This is a genomic window from Hoylesella timonensis 4401737 = DSM 22865 = JCM 15640, assembly GCF_000455445.1.
Classification (GTDB): Bacteria; Bacteroidota; Bacteroidia; order Bacteroidales; family Bacteroidaceae; genus Prevotella; species Prevotella timonensis.
The window spans coordinates 101,890-120,400 of sequence record NZ_HG417096.1 but is presented as its reverse complement, the minus strand read 5'-3'; the positions used below and the strand labels follow the sequence as shown (position 1 = coordinate 120,400).

The 18,511-nt window shown below is 44.2% G+C and carries 15 protein-coding genes and 1 riboswitch; of the genes, 2 read left to right on the top strand and 13 right to left on the bottom strand.

The annotated features are described in order from the left end of the window. Window positions 1–2: 2 nt before the first annotated feature. Entirely contained in the window at window positions 3–1,919 is a 1,917-nt protein-coding gene (locus tag BN35_RS08090) for a RecQ family ATP-dependent DNA helicase (RefSeq protein ID WP_025071651.1), read from the top strand. A 128-nt stretch (window positions 1,920–2,047) separates the two neighbouring features. On the opposite strand, the gene BN35_RS08085 is transcribed toward BN35_RS08090, so the two are convergent. The 6 genes from BN35_RS08085 to BN35_RS08060 form a co-directional block, all read right to left on the bottom strand. After that, a complete protein-coding gene (locus BN35_RS08085; protein ID WP_028900768.1) occupies window positions 2,048–2,800 on the bottom strand; it encodes an HAD family hydrolase in 753 nt (250 codons plus the stop codon). Then, the gene (locus BN35_RS08080; RefSeq protein WP_025071649.1) at window positions 2,797–3,744 is read right to left on the bottom strand and encodes a CDP-alcohol phosphatidyltransferase family protein; all 948 of its coding nucleotides are present in this window, start codon (window positions 3,742–3,744) and stop codon (window positions 2,797–2,799) included. Before BN35_RS08080 ends, BN35_RS08085 begins: the two co-directional genes overlap by 4 nt. Further along, a complete protein-coding gene (locus BN35_RS08075) occupies window positions 3,720–4,490 on the bottom strand; it encodes an ATP-grasp domain-containing protein (protein ID WP_025071648.1) in 771 nt (256 codons plus the stop codon). Before BN35_RS08075 ends, BN35_RS08080 begins: the two co-directional genes overlap by 25 nt. A gap of 39 nt (window positions 4,491–4,529) precedes the next feature. Next, window positions 4,530–5,279 (bottom strand): nucleotidyltransferase family protein, encoded by a 750-nt coding sequence (locus BN35_RS08070; protein WP_025071647.1) that lies wholly within the window; start codon window positions 5,277–5,279, stop codon window positions 4,530–4,532. A 139-nt stretch (window positions 5,280–5,418) separates the two neighbouring features. Continuing rightward, a complete protein-coding gene (locus BN35_RS08065; protein WP_025071646.1) occupies window positions 5,419–6,120 on the bottom strand; it encodes a GIN domain-containing protein in 702 nt (233 codons plus the stop codon). Between the two features lie 162 nt (window positions 6,121–6,282). Further along, window positions 6,283–8,604: a glycoside hydrolase family 20 protein gene (locus BN35_RS08060; protein WP_025071645.1), complete on the bottom strand. Its 2,322-nt coding sequence runs from the start codon at window positions 8,602–8,604 to the stop codon at window positions 6,283–6,285. Window positions 8,605–8,675: 71 nt separating this feature from the next. Between BN35_RS08060 and BN35_RS08055 the strand changes: the two genes are divergently transcribed. Then, window positions 8,676–8,864 (top strand): hypothetical protein, encoded by a 189-nt coding sequence (locus BN35_RS08055; protein WP_028900769.1) that lies wholly within the window; start codon window positions 8,676–8,678, stop codon window positions 8,862–8,864. Between the two features lie 2 nt (window positions 8,865–8,866). Here the strand turns inward: BN35_RS08055 and BN35_RS08050 are convergent, their stop codons facing one another. The 7 genes from BN35_RS08050 to BN35_RS08020 all read right to left on the bottom strand — a co-directional run bounded on the left by BN35_RS08050 (window position 8,867) and on the right by BN35_RS08020 (window position 18,503). After that, window positions 8,867–9,979, bottom strand: a complete 1,113-nt coding sequence (locus BN35_RS08050) for a YncE family protein (protein WP_028900770.1) — start codon at window positions 9,977–9,979, stop codon at window positions 8,867–8,869. 10 nt (window positions 9,980–9,989) lie between these two features. Beyond that, window positions 9,990–11,969, bottom strand: coding sequence for a TonB-dependent receptor plug domain-containing protein (locus BN35_RS08045; protein WP_025071643.1), 1,980 nt, complete (start codon window positions 11,967–11,969; stop codon window positions 9,990–9,992). 49 nt (window positions 11,970–12,018) lie between these two features. Beyond that, window positions 12,019–12,207, bottom strand: a riboswitch (cobalamin riboswitch). Between the two features lie 486 nt (window positions 12,208–12,693). Then, on the bottom strand, window positions 12,694–13,482 hold the full coding sequence (locus BN35_RS08040; protein WP_025071642.1) for an acyl-[acyl-carrier-protein] thioesterase: 789 nt from the start codon (window positions 13,480–13,482) through the stop codon (window positions 12,694–12,696). 164 nt (window positions 13,483–13,646) lie between these two features. Then, window positions 13,647–14,795 carry an OmpA family protein gene (locus BN35_RS08035; protein WP_028900771.1) on the bottom strand — a complete coding sequence of 383 codons (1,149 nt, stop codon included), beginning with the start codon at window positions 14,793–14,795 and terminating at the stop codon, window positions 13,647–13,649. 293 nt (window positions 14,796–15,088) lie between these two features. Continuing rightward, a complete protein-coding gene (gene folD, locus BN35_RS08030) occupies window positions 15,089–15,967 on the bottom strand; it encodes a bifunctional methylenetetrahydrofolate dehydrogenase/methenyltetrahydrofolate cyclohydrolase FolD (protein ID WP_028900772.1) in 879 nt (292 codons plus the stop codon). 32 nt (window positions 15,968–15,999) lie between these two features. Next, on the bottom strand, window positions 16,000–17,334 hold the full coding sequence (gene ffh, locus BN35_RS08025; protein WP_025071641.1) for a signal recognition particle protein: 1,335 nt from the start codon (window positions 17,332–17,334) through the stop codon (window positions 16,000–16,002). A 218-nt stretch (window positions 17,335–17,552) separates the two neighbouring features. After that, complete coding sequence (locus BN35_RS08020; RefSeq protein WP_028900773.1) at window positions 17,553–18,503, bottom strand: endonuclease/exonuclease/phosphatase family protein; 951 nt, start codon at window positions 18,501–18,503, stop codon at window positions 17,553–17,555. Window positions 18,504–18,511 lie beyond the last annotated feature (8 nt).

The following is an 18,511-nucleotide window of genomic DNA, read 5'->3' as shown; positions in this document are numbered from 1 at the left end:
CCATGCCTGTTCATGACAAATACTTAAGCATTCTGCAGCAATACTGGGGATACAAAGATTTCCGCGGTATTCAGCGTGAAATCATTGAGAGCATTGGTCAACAACGTGACACCTTAGGTCTTATGCCCACTGGTGGAGGCAAGTCTATCACCTTTCAAGTTCCAGCCTTAGCACAACCAGGGATATGTTTGGTCATCACGCCGCTCATTGCCTTAATGAAAGACCAAGTGCAACATCTCAAAGAAAAGGGGATTACAGCGGCAGCGATCTTTTCGGGCATGACAAGAAGAGAGATTCTCAAAACCTTAGACAACTGTATCTTTGGTGACATCAAACTCTTATATATCTCTCCAGAACGCATAGGTTCGGAGCTTTTCTTGATGAAACTTCGTCGAATGAACGTCAGTTTCATTACCGTCGACGAAGCGCATTGTATCAGTCAATGGGGGTATGATTTTCGTCCAGCTTACCTGAACATTGCCGATATTCGAAAAGAAAAGCCAGCAGCTCCCCTATTGGCACTCACTGCAACAGCCACACCCGAGGTAGTTGAGGACATTCAACAACAATTGGGCTTCAAAGAGAAGAATGTCTTCCAAATGAGCTTTGAACGTTCAAACCTCACATACGTGGTGCGAACAGCACAAGACAAGAATCAAGAAATCCTACATATCCTGCAATCACTCCCTGGTTGTGCTATTATTTATGTACGGAGTAGAAAACGCACAAAGGAGGTTGCAACACTGCTCAACGCTTGTGATATTCCTGCCACTTATTATCATGCTGGGTTAGAACACAGCGTGAAAGATGAACGGCAACGTGCATGGCAAACGGATCAGATACGGGTCATGGTGGCTACCAATGCTTTTGGAATGGGCATTGACAAGCCCGATGTGCGTGTGGTGATACACATCGACTGTCCCGACTCGTTAGAAGCTTACTTTCAAGAGGCAGGGCGTGCGGGGCGTGATGGACAGCGTTCCTACGCTGTCTTGTTGTATAACACCAGTGATAAGCATAAACTCAACAAGCGAATCGAAGACAATTTTCCTGAAAAAGACTATATTAAAGATGTGTATCAGCACTTAGCTTATTATTTTGAAATAGGCTTAGGAAGCGGAAGTGGGCACACCTTTACTTTCGACATTGGGAAGTTTTGTGCCATCTTCCATTATTTTCCCATTCCTGTGAACTCCGCTTTGCTCATTCTGTCACGTGCGGGCTACTTGGAATATGATACAGATCCTGACTCCAATGCTCGAGTAATGTTTCTTCTTGATAGAAACGAATTATACAAACTCAATCAGGTTTCCCCACTACAAGAAAAGGTAATCACCTGTCTGTTACGTACATACGGGGGTCTTTTCACTGACTATGTGTACATTGACGAGGCACTTTTGGCTCAACAAACGGGTATCACTCGCGAACAGTTGTACCTTATCTTAAAAGGATTGACGCAAAGAAGAATCCTCCACTTTATTCCTCAACGAAAGATGCCCTTTATCACTTATGCGAAAGACCGCGAGGCAATTGAAAACATGGTAATACCAAAAGCGGTCTACGAAGAGCGTAAAGAACAGTTCTCCAAGCGCATCAAGTCTGTAATTCGTTATGCGGAAAACAATGAAGTATGTCGAAGCAAACAGCTATTGCGCTATTTTGGTGAAGTACAAGCAAAAGACTGCTTGAAATGCGATGTTTGTTTGGATCAAGGTTTACAGCGAAATAACACCGTCACAACAAACGAAATCAAACAAACGATTCTTCATGGACTGGAAGATAAGGAAAGACATCATATCACCGAGCTTGACAAATTAGCGTTTCCTGAAAAACTCTTAGATCAAGTTTTAGAACAGTTGGTTGCCGAAGAAATCATCGTCTTAGAGGGAAGCTATATTTATCTCGCCAACAAGGGATAAAGCCAAAATAAATAGAGTTAACTCCTTTATTTCTAAATAAATACAGTCTGTTTTGTCAACTCATTGAAAAAACCACAGAAAGCAAACACCGCTGAGGTCATTCGGCACTCAAATTACAACCACAAGAATCAGCGTTTTGTTGTAGATGCATCATCCACAATAGATACCATCTCCGACAAAGAAGTTAAGATATAAGTTGGAAGGGTTTCATCGTACTGCTTTTCTATCCATCCCTCACCTTTGAGCCAAGCCGTTTGACACCCTAACTTCGAAGCTGGTTCTACATCTTTATAAAAGCTATCACCAATCACTAACACTTGTTCAGCAGGCAGTTGGAGAGCATCAAGTGCCAGCTTAAAGATGCGTACATCAGGCTTGCGTATATTTACTGCAGCCGATTCTATCACTGTTTCAAATATATCGCCCAAAGAAAATTCCTGCAACACCGTATTCATGTTACCGTAAAAATTCGTTACCAAACCCATTGGAAATCTTTCTTTCAAACACTGTAACATCTTCCGATGTTGCTCTATGATCTGCGTTACATGTTGATAAATTTCTGATAATAGCAACTCTTGGGTGTGCAGCAGTTCCGCTTCGTCCACATCCCACACTCCCATCATGCACAGTTGTTCCAATTCTAATCGTAACTTCACTTCTATTGTCCTACGCAATGTATCCGTTGGCTTCACCAAAGGACTTTTCTCTAACATTCGTTCTCCGTAGACATACGCTTTACGAAAATCATCCTCACACACGGGAACACCTACTTTTTGATACATCTGCCATAACATTTTTCCCCAATGTTGACCATTCGTATCAATAGTTCCACCAAAATCAAAGAGTAAACCGTGAATAGGAGACATAGCAGCTGTTATCATAATTGGTTAGTTTGTTGCGATATTGCAGATTTTGAAAGTAATGTAATCATCTCTGTGCACAATTTTTCGTGCCGCTGATGCATATAAATATAAATCAATTGTAACACCGTAATTTCAAAAATAAAATACAGCCACGGACAGTTCAACAGACAAGTAACGTACAAACAGATAGCTCGTGTGTTGAAGGTTAGAATGTTGGTGTACGGCATAAGAGGTCTGCTACCTTCTAAGAATTGCTGCCTTACAGTGTTATTTGGATATAACTTAAAACGCTGAAAGAACTTTTGAAATGCAGGAGTTCTTCGCTCTTGACTTCGACAATAAGACGTATAGTTGAGATAAAAGAGACGTTTCAGCCAATCACCCTTATCCAAATGCTTATATATAAGGTATTGCTGTTTGGAGTGCCCCAGTTCGCTACCCTCTTTACCTTTAAGGAAATACAAGTGTATCTGTCGGTAATAATCGCCCAATGAGCTTTGTGTAGTATGACACAGCACGCCTGCCACGAGCGCTAATGTCCATATTCCAGCACCCCATGGCACTGTCGTACCAGGCATCAAATGGTGTTGCATCCGTAAGGCAAGTGCCACATAGATGCCCACAAACCATAGACCACTGGCAAAACCATCCAACATACGACCGATAAAAGTGTGCTTCCCCGTGAGTCGTGCCAACTGCCCATCGGTGCTATCGCAAAAGTTGGCTAACATGAGTAACAACACTCCGCACACATTATGCCACACATCTACGAAATAAAAACAATAAGCTGCTCCAATTCCAAGAAAGATAGAGAGAATAGTCACAGCGTTAGGATGCACACCAAGGCGTTTCCATAGCAATGCAAAGACCAATCCTATGGGGCGTGTAAAGTGCACATCGAGCCACTCTTCGGTATCTTTCGACTTCATCGAAGCCTTTAACAATTCCTTAAATCTTCCCATTTCTGCTTTACTAATCGTGCGATGGCCTGCGCTGCCTCTTCTTTACAAGCGGCAAAACTTGGCCAATCGTTAAAGTCGATAATACTAATTTCTCCTTCTCGGTTCACGACACAGTCGCCTCCATACACATCAATGCCGATGATGCGAGCAAGTCTAACAGCTTCGGCCTGCAACAGGTTTGCATCAAAATCATAGCCCCCTGTCTTGATACTGCGATAAAACCATTTGAAAAAATGCTGCCCTATCCCGTAGAATTTGATTAAGTCGCCTTCTACATGTGCGCTTTCTATGCTCGAACAAATACCTCGTTGTCGCCATTCTTCTTTTCTGACAGCCAATTCGTTTTCATCTTTGCAATACACCACATCACTATCCAATTGAGCTTTTGAGTCACCCCTTTTGAGCCAATAGCCATGCTTTCCTCGCTGCGGTGGCATAGGTATATGGTTTTCTCGCATAACCTGCGCCACTTTTTTCCGCGAACACAACTCCACTGCATCGGGACAGTTAATGACAAGAGCGCCACGCTCTTCACACGCACGAAGTAATGCCAATGTGGCTGGATGACGTCCCATGCTTAGGTAAATATCAGCCTCATCCTGCACTGTGAGTTTCAATTCATCAACCATTCGTATGTCCTCACCAAGCTGTTGCATCACTGCAACAAGGATATCTCTATCCTTCTGTTCTGCTTCAAGCGAATAAATGTAATCTCGACGAATAGTTATGATATGCTGATGCTTCATTGTTGTTCAAAATCTTTTTCAAATCTACCTATCCAACTCTTAATATTTATCCTTTGTTTGGCTTGTTGATTTCCGAAGAAACGCCTCAGCTTTTGCAATATCCGATAAATGGTCGATGTCCAAAACCTGCCCCATATCATGCGCCATTACAGTACATTGCTCGGCTATGAGTGCTCGTTGAAAATTACGCATGCGTTGTTCGCCGCGCTGAATGCAACGTTGTAAGATGTCGAAGATATGAGGATGTAGTCCGTAAACGCCTGCCGAAACATATTTGTAATGAACACTATCCTCATCATGAAAGCCCAATACACGCATTGACTCATCAGTTTCTACAAACAAAGGCTTCTCATCGTCCACAAATTTAGTCACACCCATATAGGCATCCATACCTTGTTGCAAGGCTTTCTTAAACTCCTGAACATAGGTCATAAATGCATCTTCTTCGAAAATGGTATCTACTGTAGTTAAACAAAAGGGCGCATCTTTTAACAAAGGGCGCAATGCTGCCAAACTGTGCATAGAACTTGGTGTACTTCTAACCACCATTTTCAGCACTATAGGCTCACCATTTAGTCCTTTTTGTTGTATCGCTTGTAAATGAGTTTGCACGTTGGTCATCTCCTCGTTGCAAATCACGATGATTTCGTCCGCATGGTTTGCTACAAAGATACGTAGCAGTCGGTCTATCAAACATTCGTTTCCCACCTTAACGAGAGGCTTAGGCAAGGACACACCCTCACTACTTAACCTTGACCCTTGACCTGCTGCTATGATAGCATATTTCATTATTTTCTATTTTAATACATGTACAGAAAAAGCTTACTTTCTTTGTTGAGGCGCAGCCTATCTTATGCAAAGGTAAGATATATAATTGAAAAAAGGGCGGAACCTTCAATTATTCCGCCCTTTTCAGCTTTGCTTCCCTCTATTTAGAAAGGATGTGCAGGTCATCGGTGTCAATACTGCCAGTGCCTTGTATTTTCTCTTTATATGTGTTTACCGTCCCCGACACATCAATATCTCCTGTGCCTTGCAAACTACACTGTGCCCACTGACATTTTTCAAAATGCACCTTAATGTCTCCTGTACCCAAGAGCGAAATAAACGCTTGTGATGTAATTACATTTTTAATGTTTATATCGCCCGTACCTTTTAGATTGACCTTCACCTTATCACAAATCAAATCCTTTATATCAATGTCTCCTGTACCCATTAATGAGACAGACAACGTATCCGTATCTAAACGCTTATGAACCTCAAATTCGCCCGTACCCTTTAAGTAAACAGAAACCAAATCGGGAGATGTGATGTAGATATCAACATCCTCTTGGTTGCAAAAATTCAACCATTTATCTTTTTCTTTCCTCTTAATATCCAACGTATTGCCGTCACATGTGATTCTTAATTGCTGGATAGCTTTCTCACTTCCCTCAAAACGAATGCTTGCAGAATCGGCTTGTTCAAAATAAACATTATAGCAACCCTCTATATTCACATTCTTAAAATACTTGATTTTACTCGACTGTGTGATTTTCCGTTCGCTCTTTCTATCACTTTTTGTACAAACACACGAAGCAAATAGCAAGAGTGTGAAAACTGCCAATGTACAATAGATTTTTCTTTTCATACGGTTCGTATTATAGATGAATAATAAATATTACGTGTCTTATATTTTTTATTTTATGCAATAAATTCCTCATCACATTCAAACATAAGACGCAAACAATATTCACAAAGTTGCAAGTGTGTCACTTTTTGATGCAACACACTTGCTACTATATGGGTTAGCTCACTCCACTATCACCTCGTCTAAGAACAAGAAAGCGGTCTGTCCATAGCCATAATGCCATTGGGGCATACTGTGTTCGGACAACACCTTGATGCGTAGATATCGTGCTTTTACGTTTTCAAGGGTTATTTTCTGCGTGTTTACACTGGGTGGCACAACGTGCGGAAGCGATTGTTTAGTGTCCGCAAACACCTCCTTGAAATGCTCTCCATCGTCAGACACCAATAAAGAAACGCCTCGATCGGGAAATATCCAGTTGGATTGTTCGGTGAGTGTGCGTACCGATACACTCTTAATAGGCATCCTGCGTTGCAGATCGATGATGATGTCCATATCGTTTCCCACGAATCCTACCCAGCGTCCAGAGTGAAACGAAGTGTTACCCAGCAATCCATTCACCAACTCTTGCGGACTGTTTCCTTGATAAGCATGGTTGGTTGGCGTGCAAAAACGAACGGGTTTCATCATGGCTTTGTGAACAATGATTTGCTCCTTGGTCACATCACTGTGCAGACTATCGCTATAAGCTATGGCTTTAATGGTAGCAGATCGTTTGAGGCAAAAAGGCTTTTTGTACGGTCTGCTTTGCTCATTAGGCTCACTTCCATCGGTGGTATAGTAGATTTTCGCCTTCCCTGGTGTACTGTGAGCCACCTCCATGGCTTGCCCTTTGGGCGATGGTGTCAGCACCGTGTTCACCGTAAAATAATGTTCAGCATACCGATAACCGCAGGCTTTGTAGAGTTGCAACATGTGAGGCAACCGCTGTAAGAAATTGCCATAATCTTTCTCCTGCTCGCTTGACCACTGTACCTCGCACGCTGCTGCCAACCGTGGCAACATCATATACTCTATGTGGGATAGCGTTTTTACCTGCTCTGTCCACAAATTGGCTTGCACACCAATGATATGCTTTGCCTGTTGTGGCGTCAGCGACGTAGGAACAGGCTGGAAAGCATACACCTTCTCAATGGGCAGATAGGCATTGAAAGCCACAGGCTCGTTGGCTCTGTCTTCGGTTTGGTAATAATCGAAATACATGTTCGAGGTAGGACACATAATGGCATCGTGTCCCAAGCGTGCAGCCTGTTCGGCTCCTTGAATGCCTCGCCACGACAACACCGTTGCGTTAGGTGCCACACCACCTTCCAAAATCTCGTCCCAGCCACACACTTTTCGCCCATGCTGGGTGATAAAATTCGCCATTTCGGTCATGAAGTAGCTTTGCAAACGCTGCTCTTTGGTGTGCTGTGCATCGGTAACAAGTCCCAAACTTTGGATCTTCACCTGACATTTGGCACAGTTTTGCCACGACTTCTTTGGACATTCGTCGCCTCCAATGTTGATATACGGACCAGGAAAGAGCTGTATCACCTCGGCAATCACGTCTTTGGCAAACTGCAAGGTGCTGTCGTTGCCGGCACAAAGTACCTCCTCAGCAATGCCCCACGCTGTTCGTACGCTGTACGGACCGCCCGTACATCCTAACTTGGGGTAAGCCGACAAGGCCGCCACCATGTGTCCCGGCATATCTATCTCGGGCACGATGTTGATGTGACGCTCGGCAGCATACCGCACTATTTCTTTTATTTGTTGCTGCGTGTAATAACCTCCATGGGGTTTGCCATCCTTCTTGTCCGTGTGTCCAATAGCCGTTTCGGGTCGGAATGCTGCTTTCTGGGTCAGCAACGGATATTTTTTTATCTCGATGCGCCAACCCTGATCATCGGTCAAATGCCAATGAAAGTTATTGATGTTGTGCAAGACAAGCATGTCGATAAAGGTTTTGACAGCATCTACTCCAAAGAAATGGCGTGCCACATCGAGCATGGCACCCCGATAAGCATATTGCGGATAATCTGTTATCTCGCCTGCTGGAAACACCACTTTACCCTCTCCATTCAAAGGAATTGCCTTTCTCAAGGTCTGTATACCATAAAAAGTGCCAGCGGCAGATGCTCCCTGAATGGTTATTTTTTCTGCGGAAACACGCATGCTGTACGCCTCCTTATTGGGATGTGGCAACCCCGTACACAACTCAATGTTGTGTGCATCGGTGGCACTGGTTGCTATTTTGAGTTGCATGCCCGTGAGTTCAAAGATATAGGATGCCAGCAATTCGGCATCTTTCTTCAGCACACTGTCACCTGCTGGGTACACAATTCGGGTTTGAGGGGTCAGCACAAAGCCCTTACTCTTCACCATATTGATTTGTCGTGGCAAAGGAATCACACTGTAATTTGCCATGTTTGGAGCACTCTGCGCATATCCCATGGCTGCAAGCAACCACAGGCATACGCTCATCAAGATTGTTTTCTTCATATCAAAAGATTGTTCAAGTTTACTTTTTTGCAAAGATTGCGCAAGCCGAAGACAGAGAAAGTTTACTTTCTATGTTGAGGTGCAGCCTATCTTCTGCAAAGATAACGAAAACAAATCACAAACGAACAAATTGGCAAGCGCATTTGCACGACCCCACCCCTATCAACAACTCGCCACCCGAAACCGTGATGTTCCAGGTGGCGAGTGTGAATATTTCAGGAAAGTTGCGCTGTGACGGACGCCCTATCCCTTTCGAGTAGCCTTATTGGTAGTCGAACACCATGCCCGTAGCTCCTACTCCTATTGCCAAGGTGTGCAGCAACTTGCCCGATGCGTTGTACACGTTTACATAGCCTGCGCCACCATAATCAGCACGATGGGTCTCTGGATTCAGCTTGTATGACATAATGTAGACATAGCCCGTAACTGGGTCTACCGCCATCGCCGATGGTGCTTCCACCATGGTCGTGGTAAAGGTAGCGGTCTTGCCCGTACGCACATCGTACACATTGTAGGTCACAGGAGTGGCTGGGTTGGTGTAGGGTGCATTGATGGTGTAGATTTTTTCTGCCCCTCTTTTGTCATTCACTGCCATTAAAGTAGCATCGCTCACCTTGGTGACCTGCTTGCCAACCACTTTCATGACACCTGCTCCTGTCTGATTCCAATTCTTGTCGTAGCTCCCAGCATGCAATACATAAAGGTCGGAGCCGATGAACTTGGCTGCTACAGGATTGGTGAGATGCTCGTTGACAATCATTGTTGTATCGCCCGATGCCACATCAATCACCGACAGGTTGCCTTTTCCCCTGCCATAGTCGCTATTGCAAACATACAATTTGCCGTTGTGATAGGCAATACCATCAGGGAACGAACCTGCCTGATAGGTCTTCTTCAGTCCAAGACTCGCGGTATCAATGGCTGCCACCACACCACCAAAGGTGGTTACATACACACTACCATTGGCTGCCACGGCACGACGAGGCGACTTGCCCTTATCGTCGCGTAGGAGTTTTTGCAACTCAATGCGCTTGATGGCGTGTAAGGTATTCTTGTCAACGACCTCTACCGAGCCTTCACCGTCTACCACAATATACATTTTCGAGCCATAGATAATAGCATCGTTGACCGTTACTCCAAGATTGCGTCCATTTACCTGACTGAACACATTCTGTGCGGTAGTCCACGTACCCATGTCCACACGCGTGAGTGTTCCAGTGGAACCTATCGCCTGCTGACCAGCATTCACAACATAAGCCGCATGGGTTACTTTTTTCAAATCCCGTGGATTTACGTCATCATCGTCATCCTCACACGAGGTAAACAAACTAACTCCCATCAGGAGTACTGCCAAACTTAATAAATACTTTTTCATTTTTGAGTGATTAAAATTTATAATTCATTGTTATTTCTGCATGGATGCCAGGCATGGGATAGCCTGCCACTATCTGATATTGCTGATTAAAAATATTCTTGATATCGGCTCGCAACTGCAATGGTTGCTCGCACACCCGAAACGTGCGGTATGCCGTCAAGCTCCATTCTTGATATCCTTTCAGGTACGACCCGTCATGATGTTGGTTGTTGAGCCATTTTCCACCTACTCCCACCCATTGCAACGTAAGGTTGAGCCAGCGATTTTGCGCATTGAGCGAACAACCGCCAGCGTGAAGAGGCACATAGGCTATCTGATAATTATAATAAGGTGACGATGCCAAGGTGCGATTGGCGGCTCGCTGATAGCTGTAGTTTGCTATCAACATCAAGGTGTGCTGGGCATTGGCACGCCATGTGGTTCGCAGCATGGCATCGATACCCACAATGCGCACCTTACCCACATTGACCGTTCGCCACACAAACAGATTGTAAGGCACTGCCACTATTTTGTCGGTCACATGGTTCAGATAGCCGTCCAAAGTTGCCCAGAACTGCACATGGGACAACGACTTGTCAACGGTAACTCCCACATTCAACTGATCGGTCTGCTCGGGTTTGAGGTCTTTGCTGCCATATCTGAAGAAATAATTCTCATTGAAGGTAGGCATTCGGAAGATGTTTTTATACGATGCCCTCACATACAAAGGTTGATGAGGAAATGGTGCCCATGACAATGACAACGATGGACTGAGTCGCTTTTGGTTGTCGGCAGCCGTTCCAGCATGTGCACCATTCTGATATAACGAGCCTAACAGCCGAGCTTGCGCTGTCAGTCTTTGTAGCTGATATTTTGCGGTTAAACTTTGCCACACACTGTGTCGATAGGGCTGTATGTCGGTCGTCAAACTGCTATGCAGCTGGTGAAAGGCATAATCAGCGGCATAACTCAATGCCCAATGCTTGTCAGGACTGAACAACAAGCAAAGCGATGTGTAGGCTTCATCTTGATGATAGTCGGCATCCATGGGACCACTATGCGCTCTACTCTCTCGATACGAGGTATTGGACTCATCCCACTTGCCCAGCCATTTCATCCTAAAAAAGCGGTTGACCTGCCACAGATACAGTGCTTGCACAAAGTAGTTGCGGGTGTCGAGCTGCTCGCTACTCTCGTTGGCGTAATAGCGCACCACACCGGGCAGCTGCTGGTGGTTGTCATAGTAGTAAGCCTTGACCTTGAGCAGTTGGTTAGCTTGTGGCATCCAAGCCATATTCCCTTCGGCATGTCCACCCTGCATCTTGCTGTTGTTGCGTGTCTGTCGTGTTTTCAACGTGCCATTGCGCAAGGTATAAGGATAATTGTTGTTGGCAGAAACATAATCGGCAATGACCGAAAAGCGAAAAGGTTGCGACACGTTTTGCTCGTAGCGAAGCGACGGATGGAGATAGCCAAACGACCCTACCCCAAGCTGTGCATCGAAATGCGGACGACGGTCGGCACGACTACCACCCATGGTTTCTATGGACAGCACGGCAGGCGTGGTGGCTTGTCGAGCAGGGATGAAGATGTCCGCATTGTCGCCTATGGTGAGCATGATTTGCGACACGTGTGCCAACGAATAGCGAGAAAGGTCGATATCGCCTGTCTGCATGTTGCTGAGCATCACGCCATCGTAGCTCACCCCCGTGTGCTGTGTGCCAAAACCACGCACCGACACAGTCTTCATGCCACCCGCTCCACCGTAATCACGCAAGGTAATTCCCGGTATACGGTGCAAGGCATCCGCCATCGTGGATACCCCCATGCGCTGCAAATCGCTGTGCTGCAATACGTGTTCGGGCGATGTGCTTTGCAAACTTCGCATGAGTCGCCCCTCGGACACAATGACCGTATCCAACGTATGCACCCGATGCGTCAACGAATCGGTTTGGGCATTGGCACGCAAAAACGCAACTGAACAAAGCAGTATGATAACTACTCTTGGCATGAAATCTAACTATATCAACAGTGTACTATTGGCTTTCCGCGAAACACAATAGCGATGAATAGCAACGGCAGGTCTTCTGACTCGCAGCCAGACATACACTTGCCTTCCCGAAAAATTGTCAGTGGCAACACGATGTGATGTCCAAAAACGACTGCTCACAGCAGCGGGACTATTCGGGATTTGCACCCGATTCCCTTTTCATCTGATTCATTCAGAACCAATTGCTACTGCAAATATACGGTTTTTTACGCAAGAGACCGAATATCTACACTGAAAGTTGCAAGATAAACAATACGACAATCGTTGGTGAGCAACGGAAGATGCCTTTATGTGCTTGGAGAAATGTCAAGAAAAAGTGCCAAAATTTAACACTTCTGAATGTGCTGTTTTAGAAAAAATATGGGGATAAAAAATCGTAAAATATCGCTTTTTTACCTTGGAAACATGACTTTGACTGGCTATATACATGAGTTAATGGTGCTATAACATGCAAATAGAGGCACAAAGTGCATGTAACAAATGGGCTAAAAGGCTGTGATAAGGCACAAAAACAATGAGTTTTCAGGGCTTTCTCAACGATATATCCTTGTAACTCATTTATTGACTGCTACTTAACAAACTTTCAAAATACTACGATATTTTGCAACAAGTGAGACTCTGTTCAGAAATATGCGAAATATGGAGAGCCATTTGTAAAAATTATTCTGAAAAAATAAGTCCTCAACTACAGCTTCTTCGGACGGAGTGTCTCGGCAAATTGCACCTTGCATCGGCACACCTCCTGCTCCGCAGACTGCTCCTTTGCTTGCCTTATAATGCGCACCGCATAGGTGAGCTCGCCCAACGTCTCGACATCGAAATGTAAAGTATCGCCTCCATAGGCTTCAGCGACGTACGCCACATCAATGCGCTTGATGGGGTGCGTGGCATGAAAGGTCATCGGCCAAAGATTTAACAAATGCTCGATGTACTTTACACTGTTGATGTGTCCATTCATGTCCACATCGCTATATGTTGTAACGAGAGTATGCCATCGTTGAATATTGTCGGTCATTTTGACTCTCGAAACAGCATCAATGGGACACAGATATTTGGCATCTGTACACCGCTTGACCCGTCCGTCATCAAAGGCAAGAATGTCAGTAGGCTGTCGCGTGTCGGTATCAATTAACGCCCAGACGCTTCGGCCATATCCATACACCTTTCCACCTTTGCCAAGAACGGAAAAATTACGATAGGTAAACCACTTCATCGTCTGCTCTATCCACGTTTCCACCTCAAACTTGTCGTATGCCAAAGGTATTTCCTTCATCTCAATGGCGAAGCGCGACAGCACCCAAGTTTTGTGCATGGGCTGCAAAACTGTCATGCCGAAACCTCGTTCGTGGGCATGAAAGTCGGCTGCATTGAGCAGGTGATTGCCTAAATGCGAAAGGAATAATCGACCAGAGAAATCGCAATGAAAAGGTTCGGCTAAGAAGGTGTAACGACCAACAGTATCAAGATGGTTCATATGTAGGATGTTAATGGGTTGTGGATATACGTCTTTGCCCTCCAAAAGTTGGTAGACAGCACAAAGATAAGAAGAATTCGGGACTCGCAAGCACGGTAAAGACCTAAAAAATCCCGATACTCACAGAGAGCATCGGGATTTGTACTATAAAATGAATGCAAATATTATTCTACATTGGTGTCATCGTTGAATGTAGCCACACGGTTGAAGTCATATTCCTTGAACAGCTTATCTGTCACACCCATACCAACGACTGTCAAGCGGTTAGGAGCAATCTTATACTTGTCTACGAGCAAGTTCTTGACATTCTTAGCACGATTCTCTGACAGACGTTGGTTCAGCTCCGCAGGACCTTCTGGTGAAGCATAACCCTTGATGGTTATCTTGGCATCCTTATGATTCTTCATGTAGTTGGCAATCATCTCTACATTTGGCATCTGAGAACGGTCTACAACGCTCTGGCCAACACGGAAGAGAACCGTTGGTTGCAGGTTAGTGGCAGTAGCTGGCTTTACATAAGCCTTGCGTTTGTTGCAGTCATCAAGTGCTTTTTGCAAGTCAGAAATCTGACGATCTTTGTCGGTGAGCTGTGCATTCTTACCACTCAAGTCGTTACGCAAGCTGTTGATTTGGGCATTAAGACCGTCAATTTCAGACTGGTCGCGCAGTTTGGCAATGGTAAAGTTATTGGTTCCGTTAGAGTTAGGGAACTTATAAACAAAACCACAGTTAAGCTGTGTGAATGATTTATTCAAGTTATACTCAATAGGTTGTGTACCATCTCCATTGAGAGCCCATACAATTGCTGGCTCTACATAGAACTGCCAAGCCTTGTTTGAACCCAAATTGAAAACAAAGTCGATAGCTGCTTTCGAAGTTAAGTTATCGTGGTTCATTTGGTGGTATGCCTCTGTATTACCAAAGAGGTGTCCCCATCCATAACCGAAGAGACCTACAACCTCAAATCCACGTGGCTCTCCAGGATAACCACCAAACCAATTGCTGAGGTTGACTGTACCCAACAAACTGGTATTTAATGCTCTGACAGCTGTGCCAGTAGATTCGTAGGGCTTATTTGAGAAGTAAGCATTGCTCTCTGCTGTCAATCCAAATACAGGTGTGAAATAACGACCTAAACGGAGACCCGCATTGGGGTTAAGATTATCCATCCAACTATGACCAGTCGATTTTGTTGCTACGCCACCATTAATGCCAATGTAAACATTGTCATACGATTTGCTTTCTGTCACGGTCTGTGCTGAAACAGATGCTGCCATGAAAGCTGCTGTTAAAAGTAATCCTAATCTTTTCATCTTTTAATAATTAAAGTAAATAATGTGTATATCTTGATTATACTATTTACAAAGTAAAGAAAAAAAACGTAAAAAAACGAACAATCGCAAAAATATTTTACATTTCAAGGGGTTAAATTGACATACATTCAGAAATCAAGCCCTATTTTAAGTTCTTTTATTCTTTGTTTTTTAGTTAGTTCAAAAAGAATTGGCTTTGTCATATTTTGAGCTTACAGTCATATAAAACAAACTCAAAATCTGACAAAGCCAATGGATAGTCTCCGCTTAATAAGACTAAGCAAGAGCAACGATTATCGGTAATATTCTTTCTTTCCAGCTGCCAAGGTATTCGTCATCAACGAACAAATGGTCATTGGACCTACGCCACCAGGCACCGGGGTGATATAACTACATTTAGGAGCCACCTCATCAAACTTTACATCTCCATTGAGTCGGAAGCCACTTTTGCGTGTACTATCGGGCACGCGTGTGGTGCCTACATCAATCACCACAGCACCTTCTTTAACCATGTCGGCTGTCACAAAGTTTGGAATGCCTACTGCTGCAATAACGATATCAGCCTCACTACACTCTTTCTTGACATTAACAGACTGGCTGTGACATACCGTGACGGTCGCATTGCCATGCTCTTTTTGCATCATCAACTGTGCCATAGGCTTACCCACGATGTTGCTTCGTCCAAGAATCACACATTTTTTCCCGTTTGTATCAATGTCGTAATGTTGTAATAAGGTCATGATGCCTAACGGAGTGGCTGAGATAAAACAAGGAAGCCCTATGGACATTCGGCCTACATTAATGGGATGAAACCCGTCTACGTCTTTCTTATAGTCCACAGCCATGATGATTTTCTCTTCATCGATATGCGCTGGCAGAGGCAATTGCACAATAAAGCCATCCACATTATCATCATGATTGAGCTTGTCTACACACTTCAACAATTCTTCTTCTGTGACATTCTCCTCATAACGGATAAGGGTAGACTCAAAACCACATTCTTCACAAGCCAACACCTTATTCCTTACGTATGTCTCACTACCTCCATCATGACCTACCAAAACTGCCACCAAATGTGGTCTCTTGCCACCTTTGGCAACCAATTGTTTTACTTCTTCAGCTATCTTTGCCTTGATAGCAGCAGCTGTTGCTTTTCCGTCAATCTTTTGCATCGTTTTACTATTTATTTCGTTCTTTGTTATGATCACATTTTAGGCATACCCTTCATTCGATTCATCATACCAGCCATTTTGTTTCCAGTCACCATTTTCATCATTTTACGCGTCTGGTCAAACTGCTTTATCAATCGATTCACCTCTTGAACATTGGTGCCACTACCCTTAGCAATGCGCTGTCTGCGAGAAGTGTTGAGTATTTCTGGATTCGTTCTCTCCTTGGGAGTCATACTCTTGATGATAGCCTCAATGCCTTTGAAAGCATCGTTATCAATATCAATATCTTTGATTGCTTTCCCGACTCCCGGTATCATGGCAGCCAAATCTTTGATGTTACCCATCTTCTTGATTTGCTCTATCTGCTTAAGGAAGTCGTTGAAATCAAACTTGTTCTTTTGTATTTTCTTCTGCAAGCGTTTCGCTTCTTCTTCATCAAACTGCTCTTGAGCACGCTCTACCAAAGAAACGATGTCGCCCATGCCTAATATTCGGTCTGCCATACGCGATGGGTGGAATACGTCAATGGCATCCATTTTCTCACCAGTTCCTACAAACTTAATAGGTTTGGTAACCACTGTACGAATAGAGAGGGCTGCACCACCTCGCGTATCGCCATCCAACTTGGTAAGTACAACACCGTCAAAGTCCAATCGGTCATTAAACTCTTTGGCAGTATTCACTGCATCCTGACCTGTCATTGAGTCAACAACGAACAAGGTTTCATCAGGATGAATGGCATTTTTGAGTTGAGAGATTTCATTCATCATCTCCTCATCAACAGCCAATCGACCAGCTGTATCAACGATAATCACATCGTTGCCTTTGGCTTTGGCTTGTTGAATGGCTTGATGTGCAATAGCGACAACATCTTTATTATCAAGCTCGCTGTACACTTCTACACCCACTTGTTCACCAACAACCTTTAACTGTTCGATGGCAGCAGGACGATATACGTCGCAAGCAACCAACAGAGGGTTCTTCTTTTGCTTAGTCTTTAGCATGTTCGCCAACTTACCTGTGAAGGTTGTCTTACCCGAACCTTGCAAGCCAGACATCAAGATAATGGCGGGTTTGCTATCTAACTGAAGTCCTACAGCTTCACCGCCCATCAGCTCTGCCAACTCATCGTGCACAATCTTGACCATCAATTGTCCAGGCTTCACAGCCGTAAGCACATTCATACCCAAGGCTTTTTCCTTCACCTTATCGGTAAAGTTCTTTGCTACCTTATAGTTCACATCGGCATCCAACAATGCCCTACGGACATCTTTCAAAGTCTCTGCAACATTAATCTCAGAGATTTTTCCCTCACCTTTCAGTATTTTGAATGATCGTTCTAATCTTTCACTTAAATTCTCAAACATAGCTTTATTTATCGTTTTCTGTTATTCCTCTTCATTTCTATGCACGATTCTGCACCCATTTTGTATGACTGTTGGAGAGGATGAATTTATTTTCTCTTGGAACAAGCGCTACAAACCGCAGATATCTGTTCCCACTATACGCTACAAAAGTAATACTATTTTTTCATACAACAAGGGAATAAAAATAGAAAAACGCCAAAAGAGATACACCACAGCCTTTACTTTTGCCAGTTGATGCGCATCACTAAGGGCAGATGATCACTAAACCCATTGAGATAACGAGGCCCTTGATAATTGCGACGGGGCTTCACTCCTCCGTATTTTTCATCCTTCTCTAACAAGAATGGTGCATCGTGAACATAACATTCTTGTACCAATGCCGCAGAAGATTTATCCAAAAAGATATGGTCTAAACTACCCCACTCGCCCCGAAAGCGATAAGTTGCTTTTGCTCCGTGTGTGCCTTTCGCATTTGCCGATACTTCAACAAGCCCACTTTGGACAAGCCTCAAGATATTTTCATCAGATGAATAATCGTTGAAGTCTCCCATCACCAAGATGCGAGGATGGGTAGATACTGACCGTATGGAATCAATCGTTTGCAACAAGGTATTGCCCACAATTCGTCGATGACTTCGAGTGAAGGTTTCTCCTCCCATTCTACTGGGTGCATGTACCACGAAGACGTGCAACGTATCACCCGTCACAACCCTTCCCTTCGCATACAATACATCTCGTGTAGGGCGCATATCCTTAACAGGATGAATAGGAATGGCATGCCAATCAAGCAATTGGAACGAGAATGGACTATACAACAATGCCACATCAATGCCACGCTCATCGGGCGAATGTGTCATCACATACTCATACCGAGCATGACGTAAAAGCGAACGACGGGTCAATGCAACGAGGCAACTATCGTTCTCTACCTCGCATAAGCCCACCATATCGGGCAGCGACCACCCGTTGGCAGACTCGCCACAAGAAAGAATGGTTTGTCCTATACGGTTTACCTTAGTCCAATAGCGATGTGGTGTCCAATGATAATCAGAGGTAGACAGAAACTGTTCATCATGCTTCAGACTGTCGTGTTGACAATCGAAAAGGTTTTCACAGTTCAGTTCCACCACTGTGAATATTCCTAACAACAGGCTCAGCACATACGTCATCGCAACTC